Annotated in this window: 14 protein-coding genes; 3 read left to right on the top strand and 11 right to left on the bottom strand. The window is 42.1% G+C overall.

What is annotated here, in order from left to right:
* Positions 1-5: 5 nt before the first annotated feature.
* Positions 6-668 (bottom strand): hypothetical protein, encoded by a 663-nt coding sequence (locus tag SD449_RS10670; protein WP_318310540.1) that lies wholly within the window; start codon positions 666-668, stop codon positions 6-8.
* A 136-nt stretch (positions 669-804) separates the two neighbouring features.
* Here SD449_RS10670 and SD449_RS10665 point away from each other — a divergent pair, with 136 nt between their 5' ends.
* Positions 805-1,506: an outer membrane beta-barrel protein gene (locus SD449_RS10665; protein WP_318310538.1), complete on the top strand. Its 702-nt coding sequence runs from the start codon at positions 805-807 to the stop codon at positions 1,504-1,506.
* A 19-nt stretch (positions 1,507-1,525) separates the two neighbouring features.
* Here SD449_RS10665 and SD449_RS10660 read toward each other — a convergent pair whose 3' ends face one another.
* From SD449_RS10660 to SD449_RS10650, 3 genes are all read right to left on the bottom strand, one after another.
* The gene (locus SD449_RS10660; RefSeq protein ID WP_318310536.1) at positions 1,526-2,662 is read right to left on the bottom strand and encodes an acyltransferase family protein; all 1,137 of its coding nucleotides are present in this window, start codon (positions 2,660-2,662) and stop codon (positions 1,526-1,528) included.
* A gap of 91 nt (positions 2,663-2,753) precedes the next feature.
* Entirely contained in the window at positions 2,754-3,917 is a 1,164-nt protein-coding gene (locus tag SD449_RS10655) for a helix-turn-helix domain-containing protein (protein ID WP_318310534.1), read from the bottom strand.
* A 2-nt stretch (positions 3,918-3,919) separates the two neighbouring features.
* Positions 3,920-4,816 carry a metallophosphoesterase gene (locus tag SD449_RS10650; RefSeq protein ID WP_207030637.1) on the bottom strand — a complete coding sequence of 299 codons (897 nt, stop codon included), beginning with the start codon at positions 4,814-4,816 and terminating at the stop codon, positions 3,920-3,922.
* Positions 4,817-4,933: 117 nt separating this feature from the next.
* Between SD449_RS10650 and SD449_RS10645 the strand changes: the two genes are divergently transcribed.
* A complete protein-coding gene (locus tag SD449_RS10645) occupies positions 4,934-7,309 on the top strand; it encodes a GAF domain-containing protein (RefSeq protein ID WP_318310532.1) in 2,376 nt (791 codons plus the stop codon).
* Between the two features lies 1 nt (position 7,310).
* Here the strand turns inward: SD449_RS10645 and SD449_RS10640 are convergent, their stop codons facing one another.
* Positions 7,311-8,504: a Pycsar system effector family protein gene (locus SD449_RS10640; protein WP_318310530.1), complete on the bottom strand. Its 1,194-nt coding sequence runs from the start codon at positions 8,502-8,504 to the stop codon at positions 7,311-7,313.
* Positions 8,505-8,557: 53 nt separating this feature from the next.
* On the opposite strand from SD449_RS10640, the gene SD449_RS10635 reads away from it, so the two are divergent.
* The gene (locus SD449_RS10635) at positions 8,558-12,271 is read left to right on the top strand and encodes a metallophosphoesterase (protein WP_318310529.1); all 3,714 of its coding nucleotides are present in this window, start codon (positions 8,558-8,560) and stop codon (positions 12,269-12,271) included.
* On the opposite strand, the gene SD449_RS10630 is transcribed toward SD449_RS10635, so the two are convergent.
* Genes SD449_RS10630 through SD449_RS10605 form a run of 6 tightly spaced genes read right to left on the bottom strand, consistent with a single transcriptional unit; the run spans position 12,268 to position 25,258 of the window.
* Complete coding sequence (locus tag SD449_RS10630) at positions 12,268-13,125, bottom strand: hypothetical protein (protein ID WP_318310528.1); 858 nt, start codon at positions 13,123-13,125, stop codon at positions 12,268-12,270. The two genes, SD449_RS10635 and SD449_RS10630, sit on opposite strands and share 4 nt — an antisense overlap.
* Positions 13,118-14,017: a GyrI-like domain-containing protein gene (locus SD449_RS10625; protein ID WP_318310527.1), complete on the bottom strand. Its 900-nt coding sequence runs from the start codon at positions 14,015-14,017 to the stop codon at positions 13,118-13,120. The genes SD449_RS10630 and SD449_RS10625 overlap by 8 nt, the downstream gene beginning before the upstream one ends.
* A 22-nt stretch (positions 14,018-14,039) precedes the next feature.
* Positions 14,040-15,371 carry a vanadium-dependent haloperoxidase gene (locus tag SD449_RS10620; protein WP_318310525.1) on the bottom strand — a complete coding sequence of 444 codons (1,332 nt, stop codon included), beginning with the start codon at positions 15,369-15,371 and terminating at the stop codon, positions 14,040-14,042.
* A 10-nt stretch (positions 15,372-15,381) separates the two neighbouring features.
* Positions 15,382-18,621: a VCBS repeat-containing protein gene (locus SD449_RS10615; protein WP_318310524.1), complete on the bottom strand. Its 3,240-nt coding sequence runs from the start codon at positions 18,619-18,621 to the stop codon at positions 15,382-15,384.
* A complete protein-coding gene (locus tag SD449_RS10610) occupies positions 18,614-21,964 on the bottom strand; it encodes a VCBS repeat-containing protein (RefSeq protein ID WP_318310523.1) in 3,351 nt (1,116 codons plus the stop codon). Before SD449_RS10610 ends, SD449_RS10615 begins: the two co-directional genes overlap by 8 nt.
* Entirely contained in the window at positions 21,965-25,258 is a 3,294-nt protein-coding gene (locus tag SD449_RS10605; RefSeq protein ID WP_318310522.1) for a VCBS repeat-containing protein, read from the bottom strand.
* Between the last annotated feature and the right edge of the window lie 55 nt (positions 25,259-25,313).

Here is a 25,313-nt window from a genome sequence, read left to right as displayed (position 1 = left end):
AAAATTTAGTTGTTCTTTGTGATTCCGCTATCCTCTTCCTTTACAATAATGAGGCTGGCCTTGGAACCTGTAGATAGGTTCCAGCGGTTGTTGTGAATGACCTGGCCTTTATCGTCCGTCACGACCACTTGGGCCGTATTGGGACCTGAAGAGCCTTGGTTTAGCGCTTCAAACTCGACTCGGTTAAATCCTTCCACTAAATCCAGATTTATTCCCTTAAAAGAACCACTCAGCAACAGATTATATTCCACAACCTCTCCATTTACATAAATCTTGATGCGGTCACCATCCACATATTCATGATCTCTGGCAACAATTCCCACAAATTTGGCCGAGGTTTTGAAATCGCCCAAATATTGATCGCCGAAGTGCTCGTTGGCCCCTTTTTCCCGCTTCTCGACTACTTTGGGGTCTATCACCATATCGTGTCCAGCCTGAACGAGTTCCCGGTCGGGCAACATCTTAATGCCCGGGTTTTCATTTTTAGAGGTGAGGTTTTCATCCAATACGGAAGGCATACGAAGTAAAGTACCTTGGTTGCTTGCCTTTACATCAAGCTTGTTGTTATCCCCGATCTTCAATGGTCGCGTGGTGGGCAAATCTCCCTGAGCAAACATGGGCAGGCTAAACAGAACTGCTCCCAAAACGATATAAATTTTCTCTTTCATGGCAAGACGGGTCTAAATCCATTTATAAATTTAGCAAATACCTTGCCATCAGCGTTATAAATTGACGTTAAATCGTTAAAAAGCAATCTCTCGTTAAAGTCTTGCCAAATCATTTTTTTTGTGAAAAAATGGAACAATGCTTGATAATTTTTCAGCTTTAACCTTAAAAATTCAACCCAAAATGAAACAAGTATTATTTTTTGCCCTGTTGTTTGGCTTTGCAACCCTCCAAGCACAAAATTCGGATGACGACCAACGAACAATTTCAAAAGGAACATGGAATTTGGGATTGGAAGCGAATTTCAATGTATCCAATTCAGAATCTCAAGCCCAAGCCTCATCAGTGGATACCGATAGGTTTTCGGTAGGACTGTTCCCAAGAGCAGGATATGCCTTTTCTGAAAATTGGATGGTTGGTCTAAGAACTGGGTATAGCCGCACGAAAGTTGATAATGACTTGAATCAACAACCAAATTTTAACCAATCTGAAAGTAAAACCGAAGCTATTCTCTTTGCTCCCTATGTTAGAAAGTATTTTAATTTAGGAAAGAGTCTATTGTTCTACACCCAGGGCGAAGCAGGCTATGTGGGTGCTTGGTCTGAAACCATTTCTGACGTGACCAGCAGGATGAGCATGGAAAGCGATGAGTTTTATGTGGCTTTCAGACCAGGGATATCTTTCTTTGTTTCTCAAAAATTGGCGTTGGAATCTTCCTTTGGAATTCTGAGATATTCCTCCATTAAATCTGAAAATTCTGGTTCAGAAACAACTAGTAATGGTTTTGATCTAAATCTGGATTCATCCAATATTTTGATTGGTTTATCCTACTATTTTTAAACTAAAAGTGAATGGCCCGCTAAATTTTGGCGGGCCTTTTCTTTTTAAGTCCAAAGAGCGGATGCATTATCGGAATCCGTAAAATAATCAAATCATAGATCAACCAACTGATTCCAAATGTGCCCACGACCAGAACGAGTGCTTTTGGGAAAAGGCCCCAACTCAAATCCATCAAATAATAGGCGATGGCAACGGTGACGGTCTGGTGCAAAATATAAAACGGGTAAACTGCTCTATTGGAGTAGGCCAATCCCTTGCTTGGCTTGTTGAGGTATTCTGAGGCGTAGGCAAACAATACCAATATCCATGACCAGATATTCACTACTTTTAAAAATGCTTCGGTAAAATGGACAACGTAGCCATCTTCCAAAAACAGCCATATAAAAGCTTGGGAAGCAAATCCTATTATTCCTAGAATTATAGCCTTGGATTTTACTTTTGTCAGTGCTTGCCAAAAAACATCTCCTGTTGCTATCAAAATGAAGCCATAAAAGAACAGGATGATACTGAATATAAAATTGAACCAGTCATCCACTAAAGCATGAGTGACCGGGAAAAAGGGTTCCACCAGTGATTCTACAAAGTAGAGCGGAATCACAAAGGCATAGATTCCCCAGGTTTTTTGAATCAATCGTTTGACCCATCCAATAAAAAGGGTTTGGCACCTTCTCAAATAGACGAACAACGGGGCCAAGATCCAAGAAAAGACCAAGAGGTAGGGTAAAAACCACAGGTGGTGCCAGCTGAGATTACCTTCCGGGTAGACGCCATCAAAAGCTATAGTGGTAAAATATTCCCAGTACGAGCCCGTAAATGAGCCTTGGACCAGTCGCTCAAAATATACCTGTGGCGGAACAATGAGAATCATCCCGATAATCAATGGAATTCCCAAACGCAGGAACCTTTCCCACATAAATATTCCCATACTTCTTTTGCCCAGGGCGTAATAGGTTCCCATTCCAGATATCACAAAAAGTATAGGCAGTCGCCATTGGTTCAGGAACATCATGGGCCAACGAAGCCAGTCGTATATTTCGTTGTTTTTTACATGCCATCCCCAAGGAACAAAAAACATTCCTACGTGGTAAAATATGAGCAATGTAAACACAATTACACGTAGCCAATCCAAATCGTAACGCCTAATGGTATCATTCATTTTTTAAAATTTTTCCCAAAGGTGAAAAAGAAGGGGGATCAGCCTATGTTTTTTGGTTGGGGAAACGTCCTGAATTGCAATTGTGGAGAAATTACTCCTTGTTTTGCTTCATAAATGAAGATGGAGACTGACCGGTATGTTTTTTAAAGGCATTGTAAAATGCCGATTTGGACCTAAACCCGACCGATTCGCCAATGGCTTCAACAGTGAGTTGTTTGAACTCATCATCCAGCAACCTTTTTTGCGCCAAAACAATTCTTTTTTGGTTGATGTAGTCGTTGAAATTGGTGCCGGTTTCAGAATTTATGAGCTTGGATACGGTATTGCTATTGGTACCCAATTGTTCGGCCACTTTTTTTAGGTTGATGTCCGGCTTGATGAATTCGTTGGAACCTGATACGGATTCGTCCAGCGTTTTAAAATCAATGGAATTTGCCGAGAGGGTTTCATATTTGTCCGCAATCCATGAATTTTCGAAAAAGCGTGATTCGGAAAGGACAAAAAATGAGGTGATGAATATGATGATGGTCTGTACCATGCCAATGATATGATCTCCACCATCATCATCATAGTTGAGATAAATTAAAAGAAGGGTGATCATGAGCAATAGAAATATGACCACAGTGTTCCTTGAAAAGATGTATTTGTCCACTTTTACATTCTTGGGAGCTTTCCAACCTTTTTGTCGGTTTTTGAGCACCAATTTTAGTGATAGGAACAAGTAAAGTGCAAAATTGAACAGCACCAACCATCTAAACTTGTCTTTTATTAAATGATAAGAGTAGTCCATGGTAGTCGGCACATCCAAAAATTCCATATTCCGGTAATATGCCCCTAGGTATGCATTGATTTTTACCTCAACAGGACTTGTATAATAATTGAACTGGGAAATGGCGTATAGTACTGGAAGCACAAAGTGGGGCCAGTGTTTTTTAAAAGTAAAGTGTTCCCGTTCCAATAAGGTGTACAAAAAAAAGTACATCGTTGGCATGATCAGCAGCACCAGAAACTCAGTGGAATCGTTAAAATGAATAACGTATTTGATGAGCCCGGTATAGCATAGATAAACATCTAAAAAGACCAAACACTGTATTAAAAGTGACCATCCGAGGAGATTGATGGCAGATTTTCGCTTGCTCCTCAAAAAAATGACAAATGCCAGAAAAAAACCTTGGACGATGCCCAATAGCATAATATGGGACGAGAGGTCGTGCCGAATGGGGATTTGGTCCAGAATGTATTGTGCCTTATCCATTTTTACGCCTTCTGGTAATCTGTTAGTTTTTGTGGGCCTTCCAAAAGGACCCTTACAATTTGCAGCGTTCCATCGGGTTTGGTGTCAATGTACCATTTGATCAGGGATATTTTGCCGTCCACGATTTCGATGCCCGTAATACTTCTTGGGTGAACACAGCTACCATCGTTAAAAAAGGGAATTTGACCCGGCTCTGGAAATCGGGGTCTATGCGTATGTCCTGCTAAAGTGACCAGCAAGTCTTTTTTGAGTATCCAACGTTTGATCCGCTTTTCGATACGGATAAGTTCCTTATAGTTTTTGGCGGGGCTGGTAGGGTCGGCAATACCAACAACTTGTAAAGGTTTCCATAAGATCCTTACCAAAAACCGACCAATTCGCCAGCACACATAATTCCACCAATCCGCCTGATGGCCGTGCACACAAAAAAGTTCCTGACCCGTTTTGGTATGTTTTAAAATAAGTGCTTCATGATAGGTGATTCCTTCAAAAAGTTCTTTATCGGACCCATCTATGGGTTCAAAATAATGCGAAAGATGTTTGTTGACGTAATCCGGGTCTCGGTATACCATGTCGTGGTTGCCCCAGAGCATATGGAGCCGCTTTTCCAAATGAAACCTTCGCAAAAGTTGATATACGTTTTTATGCGCCTCAAAAATGGCATCAAAACTAATGTTCTCCCATAGCTCATCGCCATCACCAAGTTCTATATAGTGGAAACCTTCCCGATAATAATGGTTGAGGGCATGAAAATAAATATTACGGTTGTTCGCAAAATCGTCGGCAAAACTGTTGTCTCCACGATGGCAATCACTAAAGAAGATGAATTTTGAATCCTCGTTGAACGGAATCGTGATGGCGTTCCGATATGCTCTGTCTAAACGGGTTGAGGAGGACATGAAAAAGTTTTTGCTAAATATCCTTAAAATTGACGATTTGTCCATAAAGATATCCAATAATGGAGTCGCATTTTTACTTTTTGTAACTTTGTGGACTAATCCTCGACTAACGCTGGTATGAATCAAGATTTCAATTCAGAAAGCCCACTGGTTCAGTTGGTAAGCTTCAATAAGTTATTGGAGCATTACGACGAATTGCTGAACAGCGAAAACGCTCATGAAGTGGACCGGGCAAAATATGTACTGGATACACAGGCACCCTACCCAGTGTTGAGGGAAGGCTTCACCGATTTGTCCTTATTGGAAAAACACAAGGATGTGATTGGAGTGATTTTGGAAGATTCCTTTTCCCCCATTTTGACGAAGAACGAGATTAAAACGGCATCTACACCTTTTGAAAATTTGGTGTTCAATTCCTCGGAACGCTTTCGTCAGATTCTAAAAGATGCAGGAGAGGATTTTGATTTGGAGATTATGAACATACCCATGGAATTTGGGTACATCATGCGGTGTACGGTGATTCTAAAATTTTATTATGGGTATAATCTGGATATTAAACGGCCATTTTTTTACGACATTCCAGACCTCAATGGGGTAATGCGCAGGTATAGAATCTTGTACAATGCGGATTTTATGGAAATCATTCCAACAGAAAAGGCAAAGGAGCTTACGCAAGATGATGTGGACGAGTTGTTGGATAATTTCTATAACCTCGACATCTGGAAGGATAAAATTCCGCCAAACAGTTTTATAGCCAAAGGCTTTGTTATTGCCAATATGTTCGATGTAACTACGGAACATTCCGTTTCGGAGATCAAATCAACATTGATTGGACGTGCGCAACGGGGCAACGAGACCTTTATGGAAAGTTTTGAGGAAACCTTCAGGTCATTCTTTAACCTAAAGGATATTAAGGTCGGATTTTCCGGGTATGATGCCGGGGCCAATCGTTTCTTTAAGATTTATGGCAAGGGGATGGAGAGCTATATCCTAAATGGCAAGGATATGGAGGAATGCGACTCCACATTCTGTGACTATACCCATGGAAAATTGTTCAAGGAGAACAAGTACTTTGCCATATCCAATGTCGAAAAATACTTTGAAGGATCTGATGGCGATGTGGAGCCCTATAAAAGTTTGATGGAACAGGGTATAAAGAGTGCCATTTTGGCCCCGATTGCCGTGAACGGGAACTTATTGGGGGTGTTGGAGCTTGTCTCTGGCAAGGTGAACGAGCTGAACAGTGTGAACGCAAACAAGCTGGACGATGTAATGCCCTATATTGTTGCAGCGGTGATGCGAACTATCGAGGAGGAAGAAAACCTGATTGATGCCGTGATCCAACACGAATGTACCTCTGTACACCCATCCGTTTATTGGAAGTTCCAGGAAGAGGCCAAGCGTTTTATGGCAGACGAACTTTCAGGGAACGAAGCCGTGTTCAAAGAAGTTGTTTTCAAGGACGTATATCCATTGTACGGGCAAATAGACATCAAAGACTCTTCACAGCAACGAAATCTGGCCATTCAAAGGGATTTGATGATCCAACTTTCCGAAATCAACGATATTTTGGAAGTGGCCTTCAAAAAATATAAGCTTCCCATTTATGAAGAATTGATGTTCAGGGTGAACAACTATCTCAACGAAGTGAAGGAGGCCTTGTTTACCCATACGGAACAAGCTGTTTTTGATTTTGTACAGGAGGAAGTAGACCCTGTTTTTGGTCATCTTCAAAAGGAGGACAAAGAAATTGCAGCCTTGCTCGAAAAATATAATGAGAAGATAGACAAGTCCACCGAAAGCTATTATGACCATCGTAGAAATTACGATAACAGTGTAATGGAGGCCAATATGAAGCTGGCCGCTCTTTTGGACAAGAGACAGGAGGAGGCCCAGGCCATGTTCCCACATTATTTTGAACGCTACAAGACCGATGGTGTTGAGCATAATATCTACATAGGCAGCTCCATTGCCAAGGATCGGGAGTTCAACGAACTTTTCCTGAGCAATCTTAGACTATGGCAGTTACAGGTAATGTGCGAAATGGAGAACAAGTACTATAGTCTGAAACCACACTTGCCGGTAAAACTGGATGTGGCCTCATTGGTATTGGTCTACAGCACCTCCTTGGCCATTCGTTTTAGGATGGACGAAAAACGGTTTGATGTGGACGGCACTTACAACGCCAGGTACGAAGTCATAAAAAAACGTATCGATAAATCGTTCATTAAGGGAACCAATGAGCGTTTGACCCAAAAGGGCAAATTGTCCATTGTGTATTCCCAACGTAAAGATGAAAAGGAATATTTGCGATATATCAGCTTTCTGAAGGCCAAAGGTTATTTTACCAACAATATTGAAATCGTGGAGCTCGAAGGTGTCCAAGGGGTATCTGGATTAAAGGCCATCCGAGCAGAGATACTGTACCAAAAGGACAAAAAATCGGAGCGCACCTATACTTACGATGATTTAATGGAAGAACTGAACGCTTAGATTAGAAAATCAACCTTTCCGGGCCAAAATACCTAAAGGCAATTATAAAAGAGATTACCGAAAGAATCATGCCCAACATAAAAATGTTATAGGTAATCCGCAGTATTTTATACTTTTTGTTAAGGACAATGCCCAAGTAATACAGGTCTTTGGTCAAGGAAGAGTATACATAATCCTTATCCTTTACCAACTCTTTTAAGGCCCATTCGTATTCAGAAAGCTCCATTTGGTGAAAGTTTCCGAAAAACAGAAGGTTAACCTTTCTTTTTTCCACGTCTTCTTTGGTGAATTTACCGCTCGTAACATTGGGTCTGGTGGCCAATACGGAAAGTACCATGGAAACAATACTGAACATGATCAAAATCAAGGTGGGATAGATCATATAGGTGTTGGATGGATTGTCCAACTTAGTCAATAAATTGGCGAGCACCAACGAAATTATTATAGCGTTGACCGAAAGTAATATGTTTGCTTTGGTATCGGCAATATCGCTCAACTTCAAGTGATTTTTTAGCGTGACCCGGTAGAGGGTTTGAACGCTTCTATCGGGACTCTCATTCTTGTACTTGGCCTTTAGCGCCTCTTTTTTGGCAATCTTTTTTTCTTCTTTCTTTTCTTTCAACAATTTTTTTAGATTCTGTTGTTTTCCTTCTTCCCAATTTTCCTTGGCATAGTCAGTGAAGAAATTATGTTTGGTGCGGAACATTTTAATGTTTTTGTCCCGCCATTCCTTGTTCGAATAATCGGCGACTCCCAATGCTTTAAGCTCTTCCTTTAAGAAATCCGTAGTCTCCCAATAGCTTTTTTTGGCAAAATGGGATATGTCGGCATCCCTGATGATTCCTTCCATCAAATTGGAGGGCTCGTTGCACATTTTAGTGACCATGATCAAGGAACAAACCTGTTCGATTCCTTCCGGGTCATAGTCATTCTTTTGGAGAAAATCCCTGGTAATCTCACAACTGTTTTCCTCATGGTTTTCCCAACCTTTGGTGTGCCCCGTATCGTGAAGCCATGCAGCTAGCATTAACCTTTCATTTTCAACTTCGCTCAGGTTATAATAGTTGAGCAATTCTTTAGTACTTTTGACTACTCTTTGGGTATGTCGCAAGTTGTGGTACAAGAACCTTGGGTCGAGCTCTTCCGTTAATAGTTCAGAAACAAAGTGTTCAGTTTTTTCAACAATTTCCGACATATCTTTTTATTGGAGCATCCAAATTACAAAATTTTGGAATCAACCTCGTGTATATGAAGAAACATTACTTTCTCCTCTTTTTGATGGTTTTGAGCATAGGTTGTGCAACTTATGAAGCTAAATATGCTGGGCCCTTTTCACCTCAGGACCTTGGGGAAGAAAAAGTAGTGGAGCACACATTTTATTTGATAGGGGATGCTGGTCTGTCCCCAATGGGCGATGTGAATCCTACGCTGAAAAAATTCAAGGAAGAATTGGACAGGGCAAACGCTAATAGCACCGCTATATTTTTGGGCGACAATATCTATCCTGCCGGACTGCCGGACAAAAAAGACTCCACAATCGCATATTTAGAGGCGAAAAACCATTTGGACGCCCAGTTGAGCACCTTGGAAAACTTTAAGGGCAACAAGCTTTTTATCCCGGGGAACCATGACTGGTATACGGATGGGCTCAAGGGCCTTAAAAGGGAAGAGGAATATGTGGAGGATGCTTTGGATAACAACGATGCCTTTCAACCCGAGAATGGATGCCCTATTGAAGAGATAGAGATCAGCGAGAATATTCTGGTCGTTGCCATAGATACGGAATGGTACATTGTTAATTGGGACAAGCACCCGACCATGAACGATGAATGTGAGATCAAGACCAGAAGCCGTTTTTTCGAGGAACTGGAGAGCATCATCAAAAAGAACAGGGATAAAACCGTAATCTTGGCCATGCACCACCCCATGTTTTCCTATGGGTCACATGGAGGACAGTTTTCTTTCAAACAGGGCATTTATCCAAATGGGGGCAAAGTGCCCATGCCCATTTTGGGAACGGCCATCAATCTGATGCGTAAAACCTCAGGTGCCACTTCTGAGGATTTGTCCAACAAGAGATACAACGAACTCAAGAACCGGGTCGTGACCCTTTCACAATTTTCGGATAAGGTAATCTTCGCATCAGGGCATGAGCATACCCTCCAATACATTGAGGAATATGGCAAACCACAGATTGTAAGTGGCTCTGGGGCAAAAACAGGGTGGACCCGATTGTTAAACGGCAGTAAATTCTCTACAGGAAGAAAGGGCTATGCCATATTGAAAGTATTTAAGGACGGATCTTCGAAGGTTTCATATTATGGAGCCGATGAACATTCCGATGATCTTCTGTACCGAACGCAGGTGCTGCCACCGGACAGGTCCGTTAGCCCAACAGTGCTTTCGGACGATTTTCCAGCATATAAGATGGCATCTGTATATGAACCCGAAGAAATAGAAAAAAGTGGATTCCATAAACTGTTATGGGGCGAGCGTTACAGAAAATATTATGGAACCCAAATAAAGGCAAAAACGGTGCGGTTGGACACCCTCTTGGGAGGGCTTACCGTTGTACGAAAAGGAGGCGGGAATCAATCCAACTCATTAAGGCTTGCCGATAAAGATGGTAAGGAATATGTGATGCGGGGCTTGCGAAAAAGTGCCGAAAGGTACCTACAGGCCATAGCTTTCCAAGACCAGTACATCATCGGTAAATTCGAGGATACCTACCCGGAAAAACTGTTGTTGGATCTATACACCGGAGCACACCCGTATGCACCCTTTACCATAGGTAAACTTTCGGATGCGTTGGACATGTACCATACCAATCCCAAATTGTACTACGTGCCCAAACAATCTGTTTTGGGAGATTACAACAAGGAGTTTGGTGATGGATTGTACATGATAGAGGAACATGTTTCCGACGATCATGATAATTTAAAAAGCTTCGGATACACCAAAAAGATTGAAAGCACCTACGACCTCATGGACAAGCTCCGTGAAGATGAAGAGTACAGCATAGACCAAAAGGAATATGTGAAGGCCCGTTTGTTCGATATTTTGATAGGAGATTGGGACCGGCACGTGGACCAATGGCGCTGGGCCGAGTTTGAAACAGAAAACGGCGACAAAGTCTACAAGCCCATACCAAGGGACAGGGACCAAGTATTCTCCCGTTGGGGCGATGGTCTCATCATGGACTTTGGTTCCAGAGCGGTTCCCGCGCTTCGGATTTTTGAAGGTTTTCATGAAAAAATTAGAAGTGTTGAAGGGTTTACATCGTCACCCAGAACATTTGCGCTGGATATGGCATTGCTCTCCGAAACGGATTTGGATATGTGGATAGAACAGGCCAAGTTCATCCAGCAAAAGCTGAACGGGGAACTTATAGATGATGCATTTATGGCCTTCCCGGAAGAGGTGAGGGATGAAACCTTGGCCGAGATCAAGGACATCCTTTTGGCACGAAAGGAAAATCTGGTCGAAACTGCTCGGGACTACTTCTCTGTCTTGAACAAATACAGCGTGGTTACGGGAACGGATAAAGATGATTATTTTAATATTACGTCCTTGCCCAATGGTGATGTTGAGGTGAGGGGATATCGAATAATAGGGGGAGAATATACCGACATGTTCTTTCACAAGGTTTACAGTCCGAAGTATACCAAGGAAATATGGATCTACGGTCTGGACGATGATGATGTATTTGAGGCCAATACAGAAACATCCAGAATAAAGGTTAGGGTAGTGGGCGGTCAGAACAACGATATTTACAAGATTGCCGAGAATTCTCTAAAATTGTTTGTCTATGACTTTAAATCAAAGAAGAATACTTTAGACGAGGCTTATGGCGGAAAAATCAAACTCGTCAATGATTATGATACCAATACATATGAATTTTTAAACATCAAGGCAAGCAGTAATCAAATACTGCCAACGATTGGATTCAACCCCGACGACGGTGTTCGAATAGGATTGACGAATACCTACACCTTTAACGGATTCAGGAAAAATCCCTTTACGCGACAACATATTGTCAATGCAGCCTATTATTTTGCCACTGATGGTTTTGATTTGGGGTACAAAGGAGAATTTGCACATTTGTTCAACAAAGTGAACTTGGAGATCAATGCCCGGTTTACCAGTCCCAACTTTACGCAGAACTTTTTTGGCTTTGGGAATGAAACTGTAAACAATGATGATGAAGAACCTTTGGGACTGGATTACAATAGGGTCCGGATAAGTACGCTCCGTTTGGCGCCCGCCTTGGTATGGCGTGGTTTTTTTGGTTCCAAAGTGCGATTGGGGGTTTCCTATGAAGGCATTGAAATCGAGGAGACTGAAAATAGGTTCATCAATGAATTTTATCTCGAAAACGGTGAGGAAAACCATTTGAGTTTCTTTGGGGCAGATGTGAAGTACAGTTATTCCAATACCGATAACGAGGCGTTCCCTACCTTAGGGATGAACTTTGGTCTAGAGGGCGGTTTCAAGACTAATTTGGATGAGTCGTCAAAGTCGTTCGGTTATATCATCCCTTCCTTCTCCATAAATCATAAGCTTTCTGCGGATGGACGTTTGGTTTTGGCGACTCAGCTTAAAGGACATTTTACCATAGGTGACGATTATGAATTTTATCAAGGAGCAAGCATAGGGGGGAACAATGGGCTTCGTGGATTTCGTTTTCAACGATTTACGGGGAAGACGGCCTATTTTCAAAATACAGACCTTCGATATAGCTTTAGAGGCGTCAAGACGGGTCTGATGCCAGTAACCCCTGGAATATATGGCGGGTTTGATTATGGTAGGGTATGGTATCCCGGTGAAGATTCAAATATATGGCACAATTCCTACGGAGGAGGGTTTTTCTTGAATGGGGCTAACGTGATTTCAGCAAACCTCGGACTTTTCAACAGTGTGGATGGGTTACGTTTTGCCTTCGGACTTGGTTTTGGTTTTTAGTCCAATTCCAGTTTGTAAAGTCTACGTCCGCCATGCCGGTTTTGCTCATCGGCAATCAGAAGAGTGTCGTTGTCCAGAAAGCAAACCGATTCAATTTGGGAATAGGTCTGCAAATCAATGATTTTAATGGAGGATTTAGTAAAATCCGGAAGGTTGAAATCCGTGAGCAAAAAAACAAAACCGTAGCTCAGCAGCGCAATGGTTTTTTCATCTGGTGAAATATCGGCGCTGGTCACCGAACAACGATTTTGGTCCGAGCACAGAAATAGGGAACCCAAAAACTCCGCTTCATAATCCCCTTCTTTATCCGGGACTCGGTAGATCAATGTGTTTCCGGAATAGGGCCTGGTTCGATTTTTTGTAAAGATGTACAGAAAATCCTTTGCGTGAAAAAAGCCTTCGGTATCATAGTACAAACTGTCGGATTTGGGCGGAAAATCCTTTTGTTGCGGGTATTTGAATGCTATCTTATCAGCGTTCGGTTCCTTTTTGTCAAGCTTGTCCTCTGGGATTTTGTAGATGACCAGATCTCTCCGTTGATTGCCGTTGTTTCCAAAATCCCCAATGTATAGATTGCCATCCACATCTACGGCCAAATCTTCCCAATCTTGGTTCTTGGCGTGATCTATTTTTGATGATTCTTTGATTTCGCCATCGGTAGCTACGCGATAAATCTTGTCCTTGTTACCGCTATCCTCGATTACCCAGATCTTGTCTTTTTTGTCGACCTCTATACCAGAAACCTCCTTGAGCTTGGAAGGGAATTTGCCCAACGTATCCAATTTGCCCAAGTAGGTCTGCTGGGCACAAGCCTGTACCGTGATCAACAGAAAAAAGATGGCTGCTTTATTCATCGGATTCTTTTATGGGCATAAAAATTTCGGTAGTCCATTCTAGCTCATTTCCACCCATATTCGGGTTGTTGTAAAAGACCTCGATTGGTTTCCTTTCTATGGGTATATTCTTTTCTTTGGCATAGTCCATTATGGCATACCATGCTCTGTCCGAGGTAATGTAATTTCCATGGTATTTGGCTTTAATGGCATTCTTACCATATATCCGTTTATAAATGATTTCAGGGTGATCTGGAAGTTTTTCGGAGCGGACAATGGGGTGGCAGAAATTATATGACAAATTGTTGTTTTTCAAGTCCCAGTCGAGGACTTCAACAAAAGGGGGGCCATTTAACTGAACTTCATTCTCCAAAAGAATGGCATTGAGAAAGTTGTAGTTGGCCATCATTCCCTTGGCTTTGTATTCAGGGGAGGTGTTCAAGTGCACGCAGGCGCAGTAGGATGTAAATGTTTCTTCCTCACCTATAATTGTGGTGTTAAAACTCTTGATGTGCTCGATCAAGATATCATTAAAATCCAACAACAGTTTTCTAGATCCTTTTTCAAAATCGGTATCAGAAAAAGGTATGGCCAGTCTATTATTTATGGAGTTGCCAGTATCCGTTATATTGACCTGAACTTGGCTCAAGGAGTCATGTACTCGATTTATCCTCCATTCAAACACATGAACGGAATCGTTTACCAAAATGGTCTGTTTAAAATGATCAGGACTGATAAAGTCTACTGGAATTATGGAATCAAAACCGTTGTTCCAAGCCTTTACAGTTTCGTAAATAGTGCCCGGAATGGCTTTTGCCTTAAAATTTACCTGATAATCTTGGGGCTTTACAAATAAATACCATAAAACTATCCCTACCACAAGGGCAAGGATTATAGAAATAATCTTCCTCATAACCAAGGAGCAAAAATAAGGATTAGCCTTTTGTCATGTCCAATTTGTCCACGATAAATTTTCCTAGGTCTCGTCCTTGTTTAATTCCGACCTCAATGGCAGCACGATAATGGATTCCGCCATACATACGGCTCAATGCAGCCTCATCGGACGCTTGGTTGAAGGATTTAAAGGAGCGCACAGGAAGGCCATAGGCCACTTCGGTATCGTCGTCAAAGGCAAAATTTTCACCAAAAATATCCGTAAGTGCAATGGCAGCGGCGCCCGATACTACGCTATGGCCACTGGTATATTCTGGGAAAGGTGGGGTCTGCAGAACAGGTTCCCAGCTATCATCTATATATTCATTGATCACGGTTTCCGGACGTATAAGGTTGCTTCTGTACTTTTCGTCCCAACAGCTAATGAATCCGTCTGCGATGGCAATGGAGGTTTTTGTATAAGCATATACCGTTTTGGCGAAATCCGCATTGGTTTTTCTTGCAGCAATTTTAGTGATGCCGATCCAATGGGCCCCGGGAGTAATCTTTTTAGTGGCGAACATTAGGTGCCCTCTGGTCACGGAAACATAAGGATTACAATCCCAAAACTGTGCAATTGCAATTTCGTCGGATTTATCACCTTTGCCCACCATACTTTTTCTAACCTCGTACACTTCCATGACCTCTTGGTAAAACTTGGAGTCTTTTTCCATAGAAAATTCTGGTGGAGGAACAGGCTTGAACTGCTGGGCGGAATCAATAGCGAAGGGGCGTATTTTCATCCAATGCGGCTCAATCCCGTTCATGTATGCCGGCGGAGTGGGTTGCCAACGAGAAGGGTCATCGGAGTCTACCGAGAACTTGGGCATAGTACGGGTTTCCTTGTAGTTGTCCTTGTTCATCCAATCCCCAACAAAGTTGGCTACTTCCAGCCCATATTCTTTGGAGGCATTAAAAACAGGTTCGTTCTTTTCCTTCCAAACGGTGTATAGGCTGTCCCTAAAACTTTCCATTTTCTCCTCTGAAAAAATCAGCCGTTTGCTGATATCCATGTGGGCAATCAAGGCAGCCATCTCATAGTTGATGTTATCACTGTTGCTAGGGTCCGGAATATCTTTCAAATCGGTTACCTGCCCCGCCAAGGATTTGTAGTCTTCGTTGCCCTTGGCCACAATCTCGTATGCCGCAATATTGGAATAAGCAAATATTCTGCTGGCCACTGGTGGAGAAAAGATATCGTGGATCATAATCTCGACCACCTTGTCCACGGAGGCGTGGTATTCTTCCGGTGTGACTTCAACGGGTTCCTGTTTTTTTTGACACGATGTCAAAACCAATAGCAGTGCTGCGATTAAACTTATTCTATTTTTCATGGCCTTGCGATTAATCATTGATTTTATAGACTTGTGCTTTGTCATTATTGAACACAGCCAACAAGTATTTTTTATGGTTTAAAATGAATGTCTTTAAATGTCTGATGGACTTTTTGGTAAAATCCAATCCCAACTGGTTGCCCAGAACAACGGTATTTTCATTGGAAATAAGGGCGCCTGGAAACGAATCAAGTCTTCCATGGTATGGTTTAACACCAAAGTAATTGCCTCCGAGCAATACTTCGGATTTGCCATCACCATCAAAATCATCTACCAAAAATGACATGATGGGAGATACTTGTAGTTCGTTTTGAAAGGGCACAAAAACAAAATTACCATTTTCGTTCCTTAAATACCCCGATTGAAGGTTTTCCACTTCCAACAGAGAGGATGCCTCGAGCGCGTCTTCCCCAAAAATTTCTTCCAACGTCTGCCCGGCGAACGATTTGTATGTGGTGTATTTCTTTTTTAGGTACACCATCTGCGATGCCAGTCCGTCCAAGTTTTCCAATGGATAGTATTTTCCGTTCTTTTCCATAGCGGTGACGGTTTCCGTTTGCCCATTTTCATCAAAATCATTGAAATACAGTCTCATGGAATTTTCTTTGGAAGCCTTGAACTTGGAGTTGGTTCCCCAGTTGCCAAGAAGATAGTCCGTATCACCGTCTCCATCTATGTCAAAAGCTTGGATGGCTTGCCAAAGTCCGGGAATATTGACTTGCTTCGATTCGGTGAAAGCACCATTCCTGTACTTTAAAAATTTGGGAGTCATCCATTCCCCTACCAAGATAAGGTCGGTGCTGCCATCGCCATCAAAATCGCTCCAAATGGCGTCGGTGACCATTCCTTTGGAAAATTCTTCAAAATCTTTTCTGGGTTTAAAGGTTCCGTTCTCATTTTCTAGCAAATGGGATTGGGGTGCATCTCCAAACTTAGCTGTAATAGTGTGTCCGCCCACAAAAATATCCAAATCGCCATCGTTGTCAAAATCAAAGGGCCTTACAACCGAGGAGTTTTGATAATAGGTGGGAAGTTCCACCCTTGCAAAAACGGTATCCTGCTTTATGTAATATGCGTCCAATAAGGCATCGGATTTCCCAAAAAAGTCACCTCCTCCAGAGGTTGTGATCAAGTCATTTTCTTTATCGCCATTGTAATCAGCAATGGATGCGGAAACATTTTCCAAAATGGAATCTTTTTCAATGCCATCGAAGGAATGCTTCACAAAAACGGAATCTTGCTGAACAAATATTTGTGAAGGTTTGTATTTGGATCCTCCAAAATATAAATCCTCCTTGGAATCACCGTTTAGGTCACCAATGGCAAATGCCGGACCTCTATCCGATATTTGATAAGGAATCAATTTTTCTCGGTTAAAATCCGTGTAATTGTCCTCCTCATGGGTAAAGTTCAGTCCTAAATTGTCCTTCACGGGACTAAAAAGTGGCGTTTTGGTTTGATGAAGATCCTTGTAATCAAAAGGTCTGGTACTGCTGGGAGCTAAGGTCAGAGTTTGGTTTACGGAAACATCTTTTAATATTTGATAGGTCTTGTCCGGCCAAATAATTTTGATGGAGTCCACTTGCTTTACACTTTTATATCCAAAATGTACCATAGGCTCCGAAGACGCCTGAAATCCCCTAACTGGGAACAACTCTTTAAATTGTAAGCCGTTCTTGGTATAGGAGTATACTTTGGTTCCAATACCAAACTTGTTCTTCTGCGTATAGTTGAACTTTATCTTCAAGTAATTTCCCTCATCGTTGGTTTGGTTGATATATAGGGATGCAGGATGGTTGATGTTGTTGGTAACAAGGTCAAGGTCGCCATCGCCATCAAGATCGCCCATGGCGGTAGCTCCGGAAATCAGAGTGTCCTTCGCTATCCATTTTTGGGACATGTCCTGGAATTGTAGTCCTTCGGTTCCCTTGTAAACGTAGTTGTGCACATTGCCGGAAGGCATCAGCTTCAAGGCTTGTTGGTCCACCAGTTTGGTGTTGTCCATTTTGTTTTGGATTTGTTCGCTGGAAACAAATTTGATGAAATCCAGATCATTGGGTCTTTTGGGAATTCCGTTGGAAATAAATACATCTTGATGGCCATCCAGGTCGTAATCCCCAAAAAGTGCGCTCCAGCTCCAGTCGGTTGCGGCAATACCGCTCATCAAAGCAGTTTCCATGAAATTACCGTCGGGTTGGTTCACAAATAGCATATTTCGCGTAAACTGATAGTGGTAACCATAGCGGTCAATTCTCATCTTTTGGGTCTGGATATTATCATCTCCTTCCGAGGATTTTAACGGGACTTCATCTTCGGGCAACATGTCCAAAGAAATGAGATCGGGTCGGCCATCGTTGTTGATATCGGCCACATCATTTCCCATGGAAAAACGCGAAGTGTGCCCAAAATACTGTTTGAGACTTTCGGTAAACGTACCATCACCATTGTTCAGGTAGTAATAATCGTCCTCATGAAAATCGTTGCCTACGTAAATGTCCGGGTACCCATCCTGATTAAAGTCCGAAATGGCCAGTCCCAGACCGTAACCGTTTATACCTCCGAAAATTCCAGCCTCTTCACTAACATCCTTGAATTTGCCATTGTCGTTTCTTAATAATTTGTCGCCAGTTTCATATCGGCGGTCATACCTTAGGTCAAAACGCCCAAAGGAGTTTTGGGTATGTACGGCATGGTTGAGCAGGTACATGTCCAGATCGCCGTCCAGATCATAATCAAAAAATGCTGCGTTGGAACTGTATGAATCAAAATCGAGTCCATATTCTGCCGCACTTTCGGTAAAAGTAGTGTCGCCATTGTTGATATAAAGTTCATTGAATCCATTGAACCCGTTGATGCCGACCACCGCGCAGACATAGATGTCCAGAAGGCCATCACCGTTCACATCGGCCATGGTTGCTCCGGTATTCCAGCTGCTGCTCCCTTCAATCCCTGCTGTTTGGGAAATATCTTCGAACTTTAGATTGCCCTTGTTGAGGTAAAGCTTGTTTTTAACCTGGTTGCCACTAAAGAAAATATCGGGCAGTCCATCGTTATTGATGTCGCCTATGGCCACACCCCCGCCATTGTAAAAATACAGGTAGTCGAGAATGCTCAAATCTTTCGTAGAAGTCAGCGTGTTGGTAAAGTCCACTCCGGTCTCCTTCGGCTTTGGATTTTTAAATAGACTGCCTCCCCGGTCACAAGAAACCATAAGGGTCAATGCAATTGATATGGCTAGAAACCTATTCATTAAGAGCAAAAATCTTTGGTTTATTGTTGTTAACAGCTGCGATTACGAATGTTACACCGTTTTTATCCTTGAACTGTTTCAAATATTTTACTTCATCCCTGACCTTGAAACCACTGGTTTCGTAGTCCTGCCATTCAAAACCTAGATTGCCATCTCCCAAAAGGAGGTTGCCTTGGCTTGCATCCAAACGAGAGAATTGTGGTTTGAACTCGTAATTGTTTCCTGCCATGATAAGATCGAGATTACCATCTTTATTGATATCGGTACAGGTTATATCGCACACGCAGGACAATTGTACCCGGGGCGGTAATTTTTTGATGGTGAACCTTCCGTTGCCCTCATTGATGGCAATAACGGATGCGGAGGTTTCCACTTTTTTGACGATGGACTTGTCCATTATCTCCTTTGGAAAAAGTTGGTGAATCGTCCGGTTGGCATAATCCGAGGCTTTTAAATTCTGTTTTTTCAGAAATGGCAGTTGTTCCGTAAGTTCCCGCTTTTGATGGATGGGATAATCACCGCCGTTTTCCTGCATCGTTACGATTTGTTCAATGGTTCCATTGTTGTCATAATCGTTGATGTACATTTTCATTGGGGCGTACTCAGTTGGTTTGTAATGAAGGTTCAGTCCTTGGTTGCCCAGTATCAAATCTTGATCTCCGTCACCATCAAGGTCGGCGGATTCCACGGTATTCCACCAACCGTAAAGGCTGTCCAGGGAACTTTTCATTTTGGTCAACCTCCTGCCTGTGTTCTTGTAAATTTTTGGAGTGTCCCAGTCCGTACTGATGACCAGGTCCTTTTTACCGTCCCCGTCCATGTCTTCCCATTTGGAATCGGTGACCATGCCCGCATCTTTTAGGTCGTATCCCAACCTTTCTGTTACGTTGTTAAAGGTTCCATCACCCATATTTTCGAGAAGGAGATGATCGGGAGATACTCCGTATACCCCCACCACGCTTCGGGATCCAATAAAAAGGTCTACATCACCATCCCCATCAAAATCGAAAGGGGATATGGTGGATATGTTCTTGAAGGTCGAAGGAAGTTCGTTCTTGGACTTGGAGAAATTTCCTTTTCCATCGTTAAGATATAGGCGTGCCCTATAATTGCGCTGCATGCCCACATTGTTTCCTCCGGAACCTACGATTAGGTCAAGGTCACCATCTTCATCGGCATCAAAAAAGGCTGCAGCAACATCCTCAAACTCTTTATCTTCATCAAATGCGGGCGTTCTTTTTGCGGTAACCTTTCCATTTCCCATATGAAGGTATATGGATCCTGCCTGGCCACGGGCACCACCGATGAAAATATCTTCATTGCCATCACTATTGATATCCGCAACGGCCAATGAGGGCCCTTCTTGCGAAAGTTTGTGGGAGATAAGGCCTTCGTAATCAAAATCGTTGTAGTTGTCTTCTTGGTGGGCCGCCAGCAAATTGGTTTCGATTTCTTTTAGGTATGATTTTTTAGATGCTTTTTTCGGGATCACATAGCTTTCCTTGGCATCGGAATACTCAAGGGTGAGCACTTGATTGACTTCTATATTTTCAAGTTTTTGAGTCATATTGTCCGGCCAAATAACCCGAATGGAATCCAGTTTTTCGGATTTTCCCAATCCCAGGGTCATATCATACTGAACGGATGATTGGAAACCTCGTGACGGAATCAATTCTTGATTTACAATATTGCCATCAAAATATATTTTTGCCAAGGTACCCACGGCAAAAGGATTGTTTTTGGGGCCTTTGAATTTTAATTGGATATAATTGTTGTTCAATTGGGATTCCGTATTGTTTCTGTAAATAAAAGCAGGGGTGTTCACATTGTTTATGACGAGGTCCAAATCCCCGTCATTGTCCAAGTCTGCATAGGCGGCACCGTTGGAGCGGGAGGGAAGCTCAAAACCCCATTCCTCATTTGCATTTTTAAATGAGATGTCCCCATTGTTCTTGTAGGCGTAGTTGGGCTGGGGCTTTATAGGCATTTTGGTTATAATGGAATCGATGGATTCTTTTTTGCCTGTCAAAGCCATTTTTTGGACTATTTCATTGGCAAAGAAGTCCACAAAGTCCAAATCGGTAAGGTCATGGTTTATGCCATTGGTGATAAAAATATCCTTTAGACCGTCATTGTCCATGTCGAACATAAGACCTGCCCAGCTCCAATCGGTAGCATCAACCCCGCTGTAATAGGCCACTTCGGAAAATGTACCGTTTCCATTGTTTAGTTGTAATGTGTTCTGAATGTACTGTTGCCCAAAATCCTTGCTCTGTTTTAAATTGAAGACATTATAACCTTCAAATTCCATTACCGATTTTACCCTACGTTCTTTCTCCGGTAGCATGTCGGTAATAAAAATATCATTGTGGCCATCGTTGTTGATATCAGCAATATCAATCCCCATTGCGGAGAGGCTCAAGTGTGATGTCCAATCTTTGATTTCTTCTTTGAAAGTTCCATCTTTCTGATTGATATAGAGGTAGTCCCTCTCATAGAAATCGTTGGAAACGTAGATGTCCGGATAAAGGTCTCCATTAAAGTCCGTGACCAAGACTCCCAGTCCAAATCCTATTAAGCTGCCGTAAATCCCAGCTTCTTCACTTACATCCACAAATTTGCCATTATCGTTTCGAAGGAGCATGTCACCCACTCCCTTAAAAATATCCGGGACTCCTTCCCAATCCTGTGCACGAACTTCGCGTTGTTCTGCATATCCAAGGCTGCTCACAGGTATATTGCTATTGTTCAAAATATATGCATCCAGATCTCCATCTTTATCATAGTCAAAAAAAGATGCATGTGTGGTGAATCCAGTCTTAGCAAGATTGTATTCCTCGGCTTTTTCCGTAAACGTGAAATCTCCATTGTTAATGTAAAGATCGTTGTCGTGGTTGTTGCCTTCCATGTTCCCGGCGTTACAGACGTAGATGTCCAAAAGCCCATCATGATTGATGTCTACCATGACAACGCCAGTAGACCAAGGCTTGTTCCCCATAACTCCGGCACTTTCCGATATGTCCTCAAACTGCATGTTGCCCTTGTTCAAATATAGTCTGTTGGGCTCCATGTTTCCGGTGAGATAGATGTCCTGAAGGCCATCGTTGTTGATATCCCCAATAGCAACACCGCCACCGTTATAAAAGTTCCGGTATTTGAAGATGTTGAAATTTTTTTGGTTTTCAACCTTGTTAATAAAGGTTACACCCGTTTCCTCGGGAGTTAACAGGGTAAACAGTGTTTCTTTTTTGGAGCCTTCCCCAAGCTCTTGGTCGACTTCCTTGTTTTTACAGGCGATTGCAGCCGTTAGGAGAAGACCTACGCAAATGTATTTCAGTTTCATTTATCGTTCTTTTTTTTTGACCAAAAAAATGGGAGCACCATTGTTCATCGTTATGATGAATTCTTCATTCCCTTTTCTGATAATTCTTTCAATTTTTCTGGCGGCACCTGAGATTCCCAAACTTTGTTTCCAACTAATGTTTCCATTTTCGTCGTTTTGCAATAAGAATCCGTGGGAAGCATCCAATCTACCAAGTTGGGTGCTTATCTCAAAATTATTTCCGACCATTAATATTTCATTAATCTTTTCTTTGCTGTTTTTTACCAAGTAAATATCATTAACCGTTGAGGATTGTACCATGTCCGGCAGCTGTTTGCGTGTGAAATGGTTTTTACCGTCATTTTCAAAATATGATGTGGCTAGGAGGTATACTTTTCTTTTGGTGGCCTCTTTCAATTTTTCTTCGCCAAAGAGTTCTTCCAAAGAGGCTTTGGCGAAGTCCTTATAGAACAAGAATTTCTTGTTCAAGAAGGGCATTTGTTTGGCCAGCTCGTCTTTGGAGGCAAATGCAGTCTCTCGATCGCCATGAAAATGGGTCACTACGGTTTCTATGGAGCCGTTTCCATCAAAATCGTTGATATATAGAGTTACCGGTTTTTCTCTAGAAGCGTTGAACTTGGTGTTAAGTCCCCAATTTCCTGCAAGAATATCCATGTCCCCATCGTTGTCCAAATCTGCTAGTTCAATACTGTTCCACCATCCGTTGGTTTGCTGAAGTCCATTGTTTTGTTGTTTTACCAATTGTTTTCCATTGTTCAAAAAGATGCTAATGGGTGTCCAATGGCCTACAATCACCAAATCCGGGAAACCGTTGTTGGTAATATCTTTCCAGATAAAGTCTTTAATATTCCCTATGCTTTTAAGTTCTGGTGCGATGATTTGTGTTACCTGTCGGAAATGCCCGGTCCCGTCGTTTTCCAGAAGAAATTGATTGCTTTTTGACCCAAACTTTGTGGGTACCGTGTTGGATGAAATAAAAAGGTCCAAATCCCCGTCGGTGTCAAAATCAACAGCGTCTACTTTTGATGCGTTTACCTCAATTTCCATTAGGTTTTCCTCTTCCTTGTTGAAAGAACCGTTAACGTTGCGGTAAACTCTTGGTCTTAATGCTTTGCCACTGGTGAATTCGTTTCCTCCGCTTACCACGATCAAATCTGGGTCGCCATCATTATCTATGTCCGCAAATAATTGGTCAATATCCTCATTGATGGCATCCTGTTCAAAAAGATCATTTTGATGTTCTTGGAAGTTGCCCTCATCATCTTGAAGAAAAAGCTTGGATGCTTGTTTTTTACCACCACAGATAAAAACATCCTCAAAACCATCGTTGTTGATATCCGCTACCGATATGGAGGGCCCTTCGTTGGAACTTGCAAATGGAATCAGCGGATTTCTGTCAAAATCCAAAGTCGGATACTCTCTGTGGACAAAGTTTAATTCTTGTGATCGAGTTTTAAATTGGGTTTCGACTTTGCTTTGGTTCGTGAAAAAATTTCCGGATGCATTTGATTCCGAAATTTTCAAAAGTTGGTTGGCCTCCACGTTTTTTAGGGTTTCAAACTTTCCTCCTGGCCATATGATTTGTATGGAATCTATGATGGAGTCTTTGCCCAAACCAAAATTTAAGCTATTGTCCTTGGCCGACATGAATCCTCTTGTGGCCATATTTTCTTGGACCGACTGTCCGTTTTTATTGTAAACAATTGCCTTTGTTCCAATACCAAATTTGTTTTTGGAAGGCCCTTCGAATGCTATTTTTATGAAATTTGCCTTTTTTAGGGTGTTCTCCATGACAAAGGCATTTTGGTTTACATTGTTCACCACTATGTCCAAATCTCCATCATTGTCCAGGTCGGCATACGTACAGCCATGGCTATAGGAATTTATTTGTGGCCCCCAGGTGGCGGTAACGTTGTCAAAACTGATTCCGTCTTTATTACGATAAAAGTAATTTTGAACTTTTTTCTTAGGTAAGCGGTCAATCAATTCCATGTCCTTGTCCGATAACCCTTTTTCTATGTTTTTTTGAATTTCTTCGTTGGATATGTAATTGATGTAATCCATATCGTTCGTGACTCCTTGAATACCATTGGATATGAAAAGATCCTTTAATCCGTCATTGTCAAAATCGGCAAACAATGCACCCCACGACCATTCAGTAGCATCGATACCGCTTAAATTTGCTATTTCACCAAAGTTTTCTCCATCCAAGTTCAAATGTAGAGTGTTGGACATGTATTGAGGGGCGAAACCATTTTTCAGGTACTGTTGGTAAACGGGGTAAGCATATTCCAGACCGGAAGTTTTATAGGTTTCCAAATCTTCTGGGAGCATGTCCAGTGATAATATGTCGGATAATCCGTCATTATTGATATCGGCTATATCGTTTCCCATGGAAAAGTGCGTTGTGTGTCCCAGCTTGGTATTGTCCTGCGATATGGATTCTTTGAAGCTGCCGTCTTTTTGATTGATATAGAGATAGTCGTTTTCAAAGAAATCGTTTCCGATATAAATATCGGGATATCCATCATTGTTGATGTCGCTTATGGCAAGTCCAAGCCCATAACCAATGCCTCCCTGAAATATTCCAGCTTCCTTGGATACATCAACAAATTGTCCGTTTTCATTTTTAAAGAGAATGTCCCCGGACATGGAATCGGCGATTTTTCTTTTGGCACCTTTGCCATATGAGCGGTTGGGGTTTACGGAATGATTCATCAGGTACATATCCAGGTCTCCATCCAAATCGTAATCAAAAAAAGCCGCTTGAGTGGAATATCCTATAAAATCCAAACCAAACTTGGCGGCTTGCTCCTTAAAGGTGGGAACTCCTTTTTCGTTATTGCCTTGATTGATGAAGAGCAGGTTTTGTCCTTGGATCGTTCCATGGTCACCAACCTTGCAGACATATATATCCAAAAGGCCATCATTATTGATGTCAACATGTGTAACACCGGTGGTCCAGCCGGCATTGTTTTGTATTTGCGCCATCGAGGTGATGTCCTCAAATTGAAAGTCTCCTTTGTTAAGGTATAGTTTATCCGGCCCTTGGTTTGAGGTAAAGTAGAGGTCTACCAAGTTATCTCCGTTAAAATCCCCGGCAGCGACACCTGCGCCATTATAAAAATAAAGGTAGTTTAGGATATTGAGTTCGGGGGTTTGCTCCAGTCGGTTATTGAACATTATTCCGGTATCTTGAGAATCCCTAAGAACAAATAGTGTATCCTGCTCCTTGTTTTTACAACCGGCCAGAATGAATAAAAATCCAATAATTATGTAGAGTCGTCCCCTCATTTCATTTTTCAATAGCAAATGGTAATGTAAATAATTCTTTGGTTCTGCCGGACAT

Origin of the sequence: Flagellimonas crocea, from assembly GCF_033441595.1 — a bacterium.
GTDB lineage: Bacteria > Bacteroidota > Bacteroidia > Flavobacteriales > Flavobacteriaceae > Flagellimonas > Flagellimonas crocea.
This window is presented reverse-complemented; position numbering and strand designations above follow the sequence as displayed.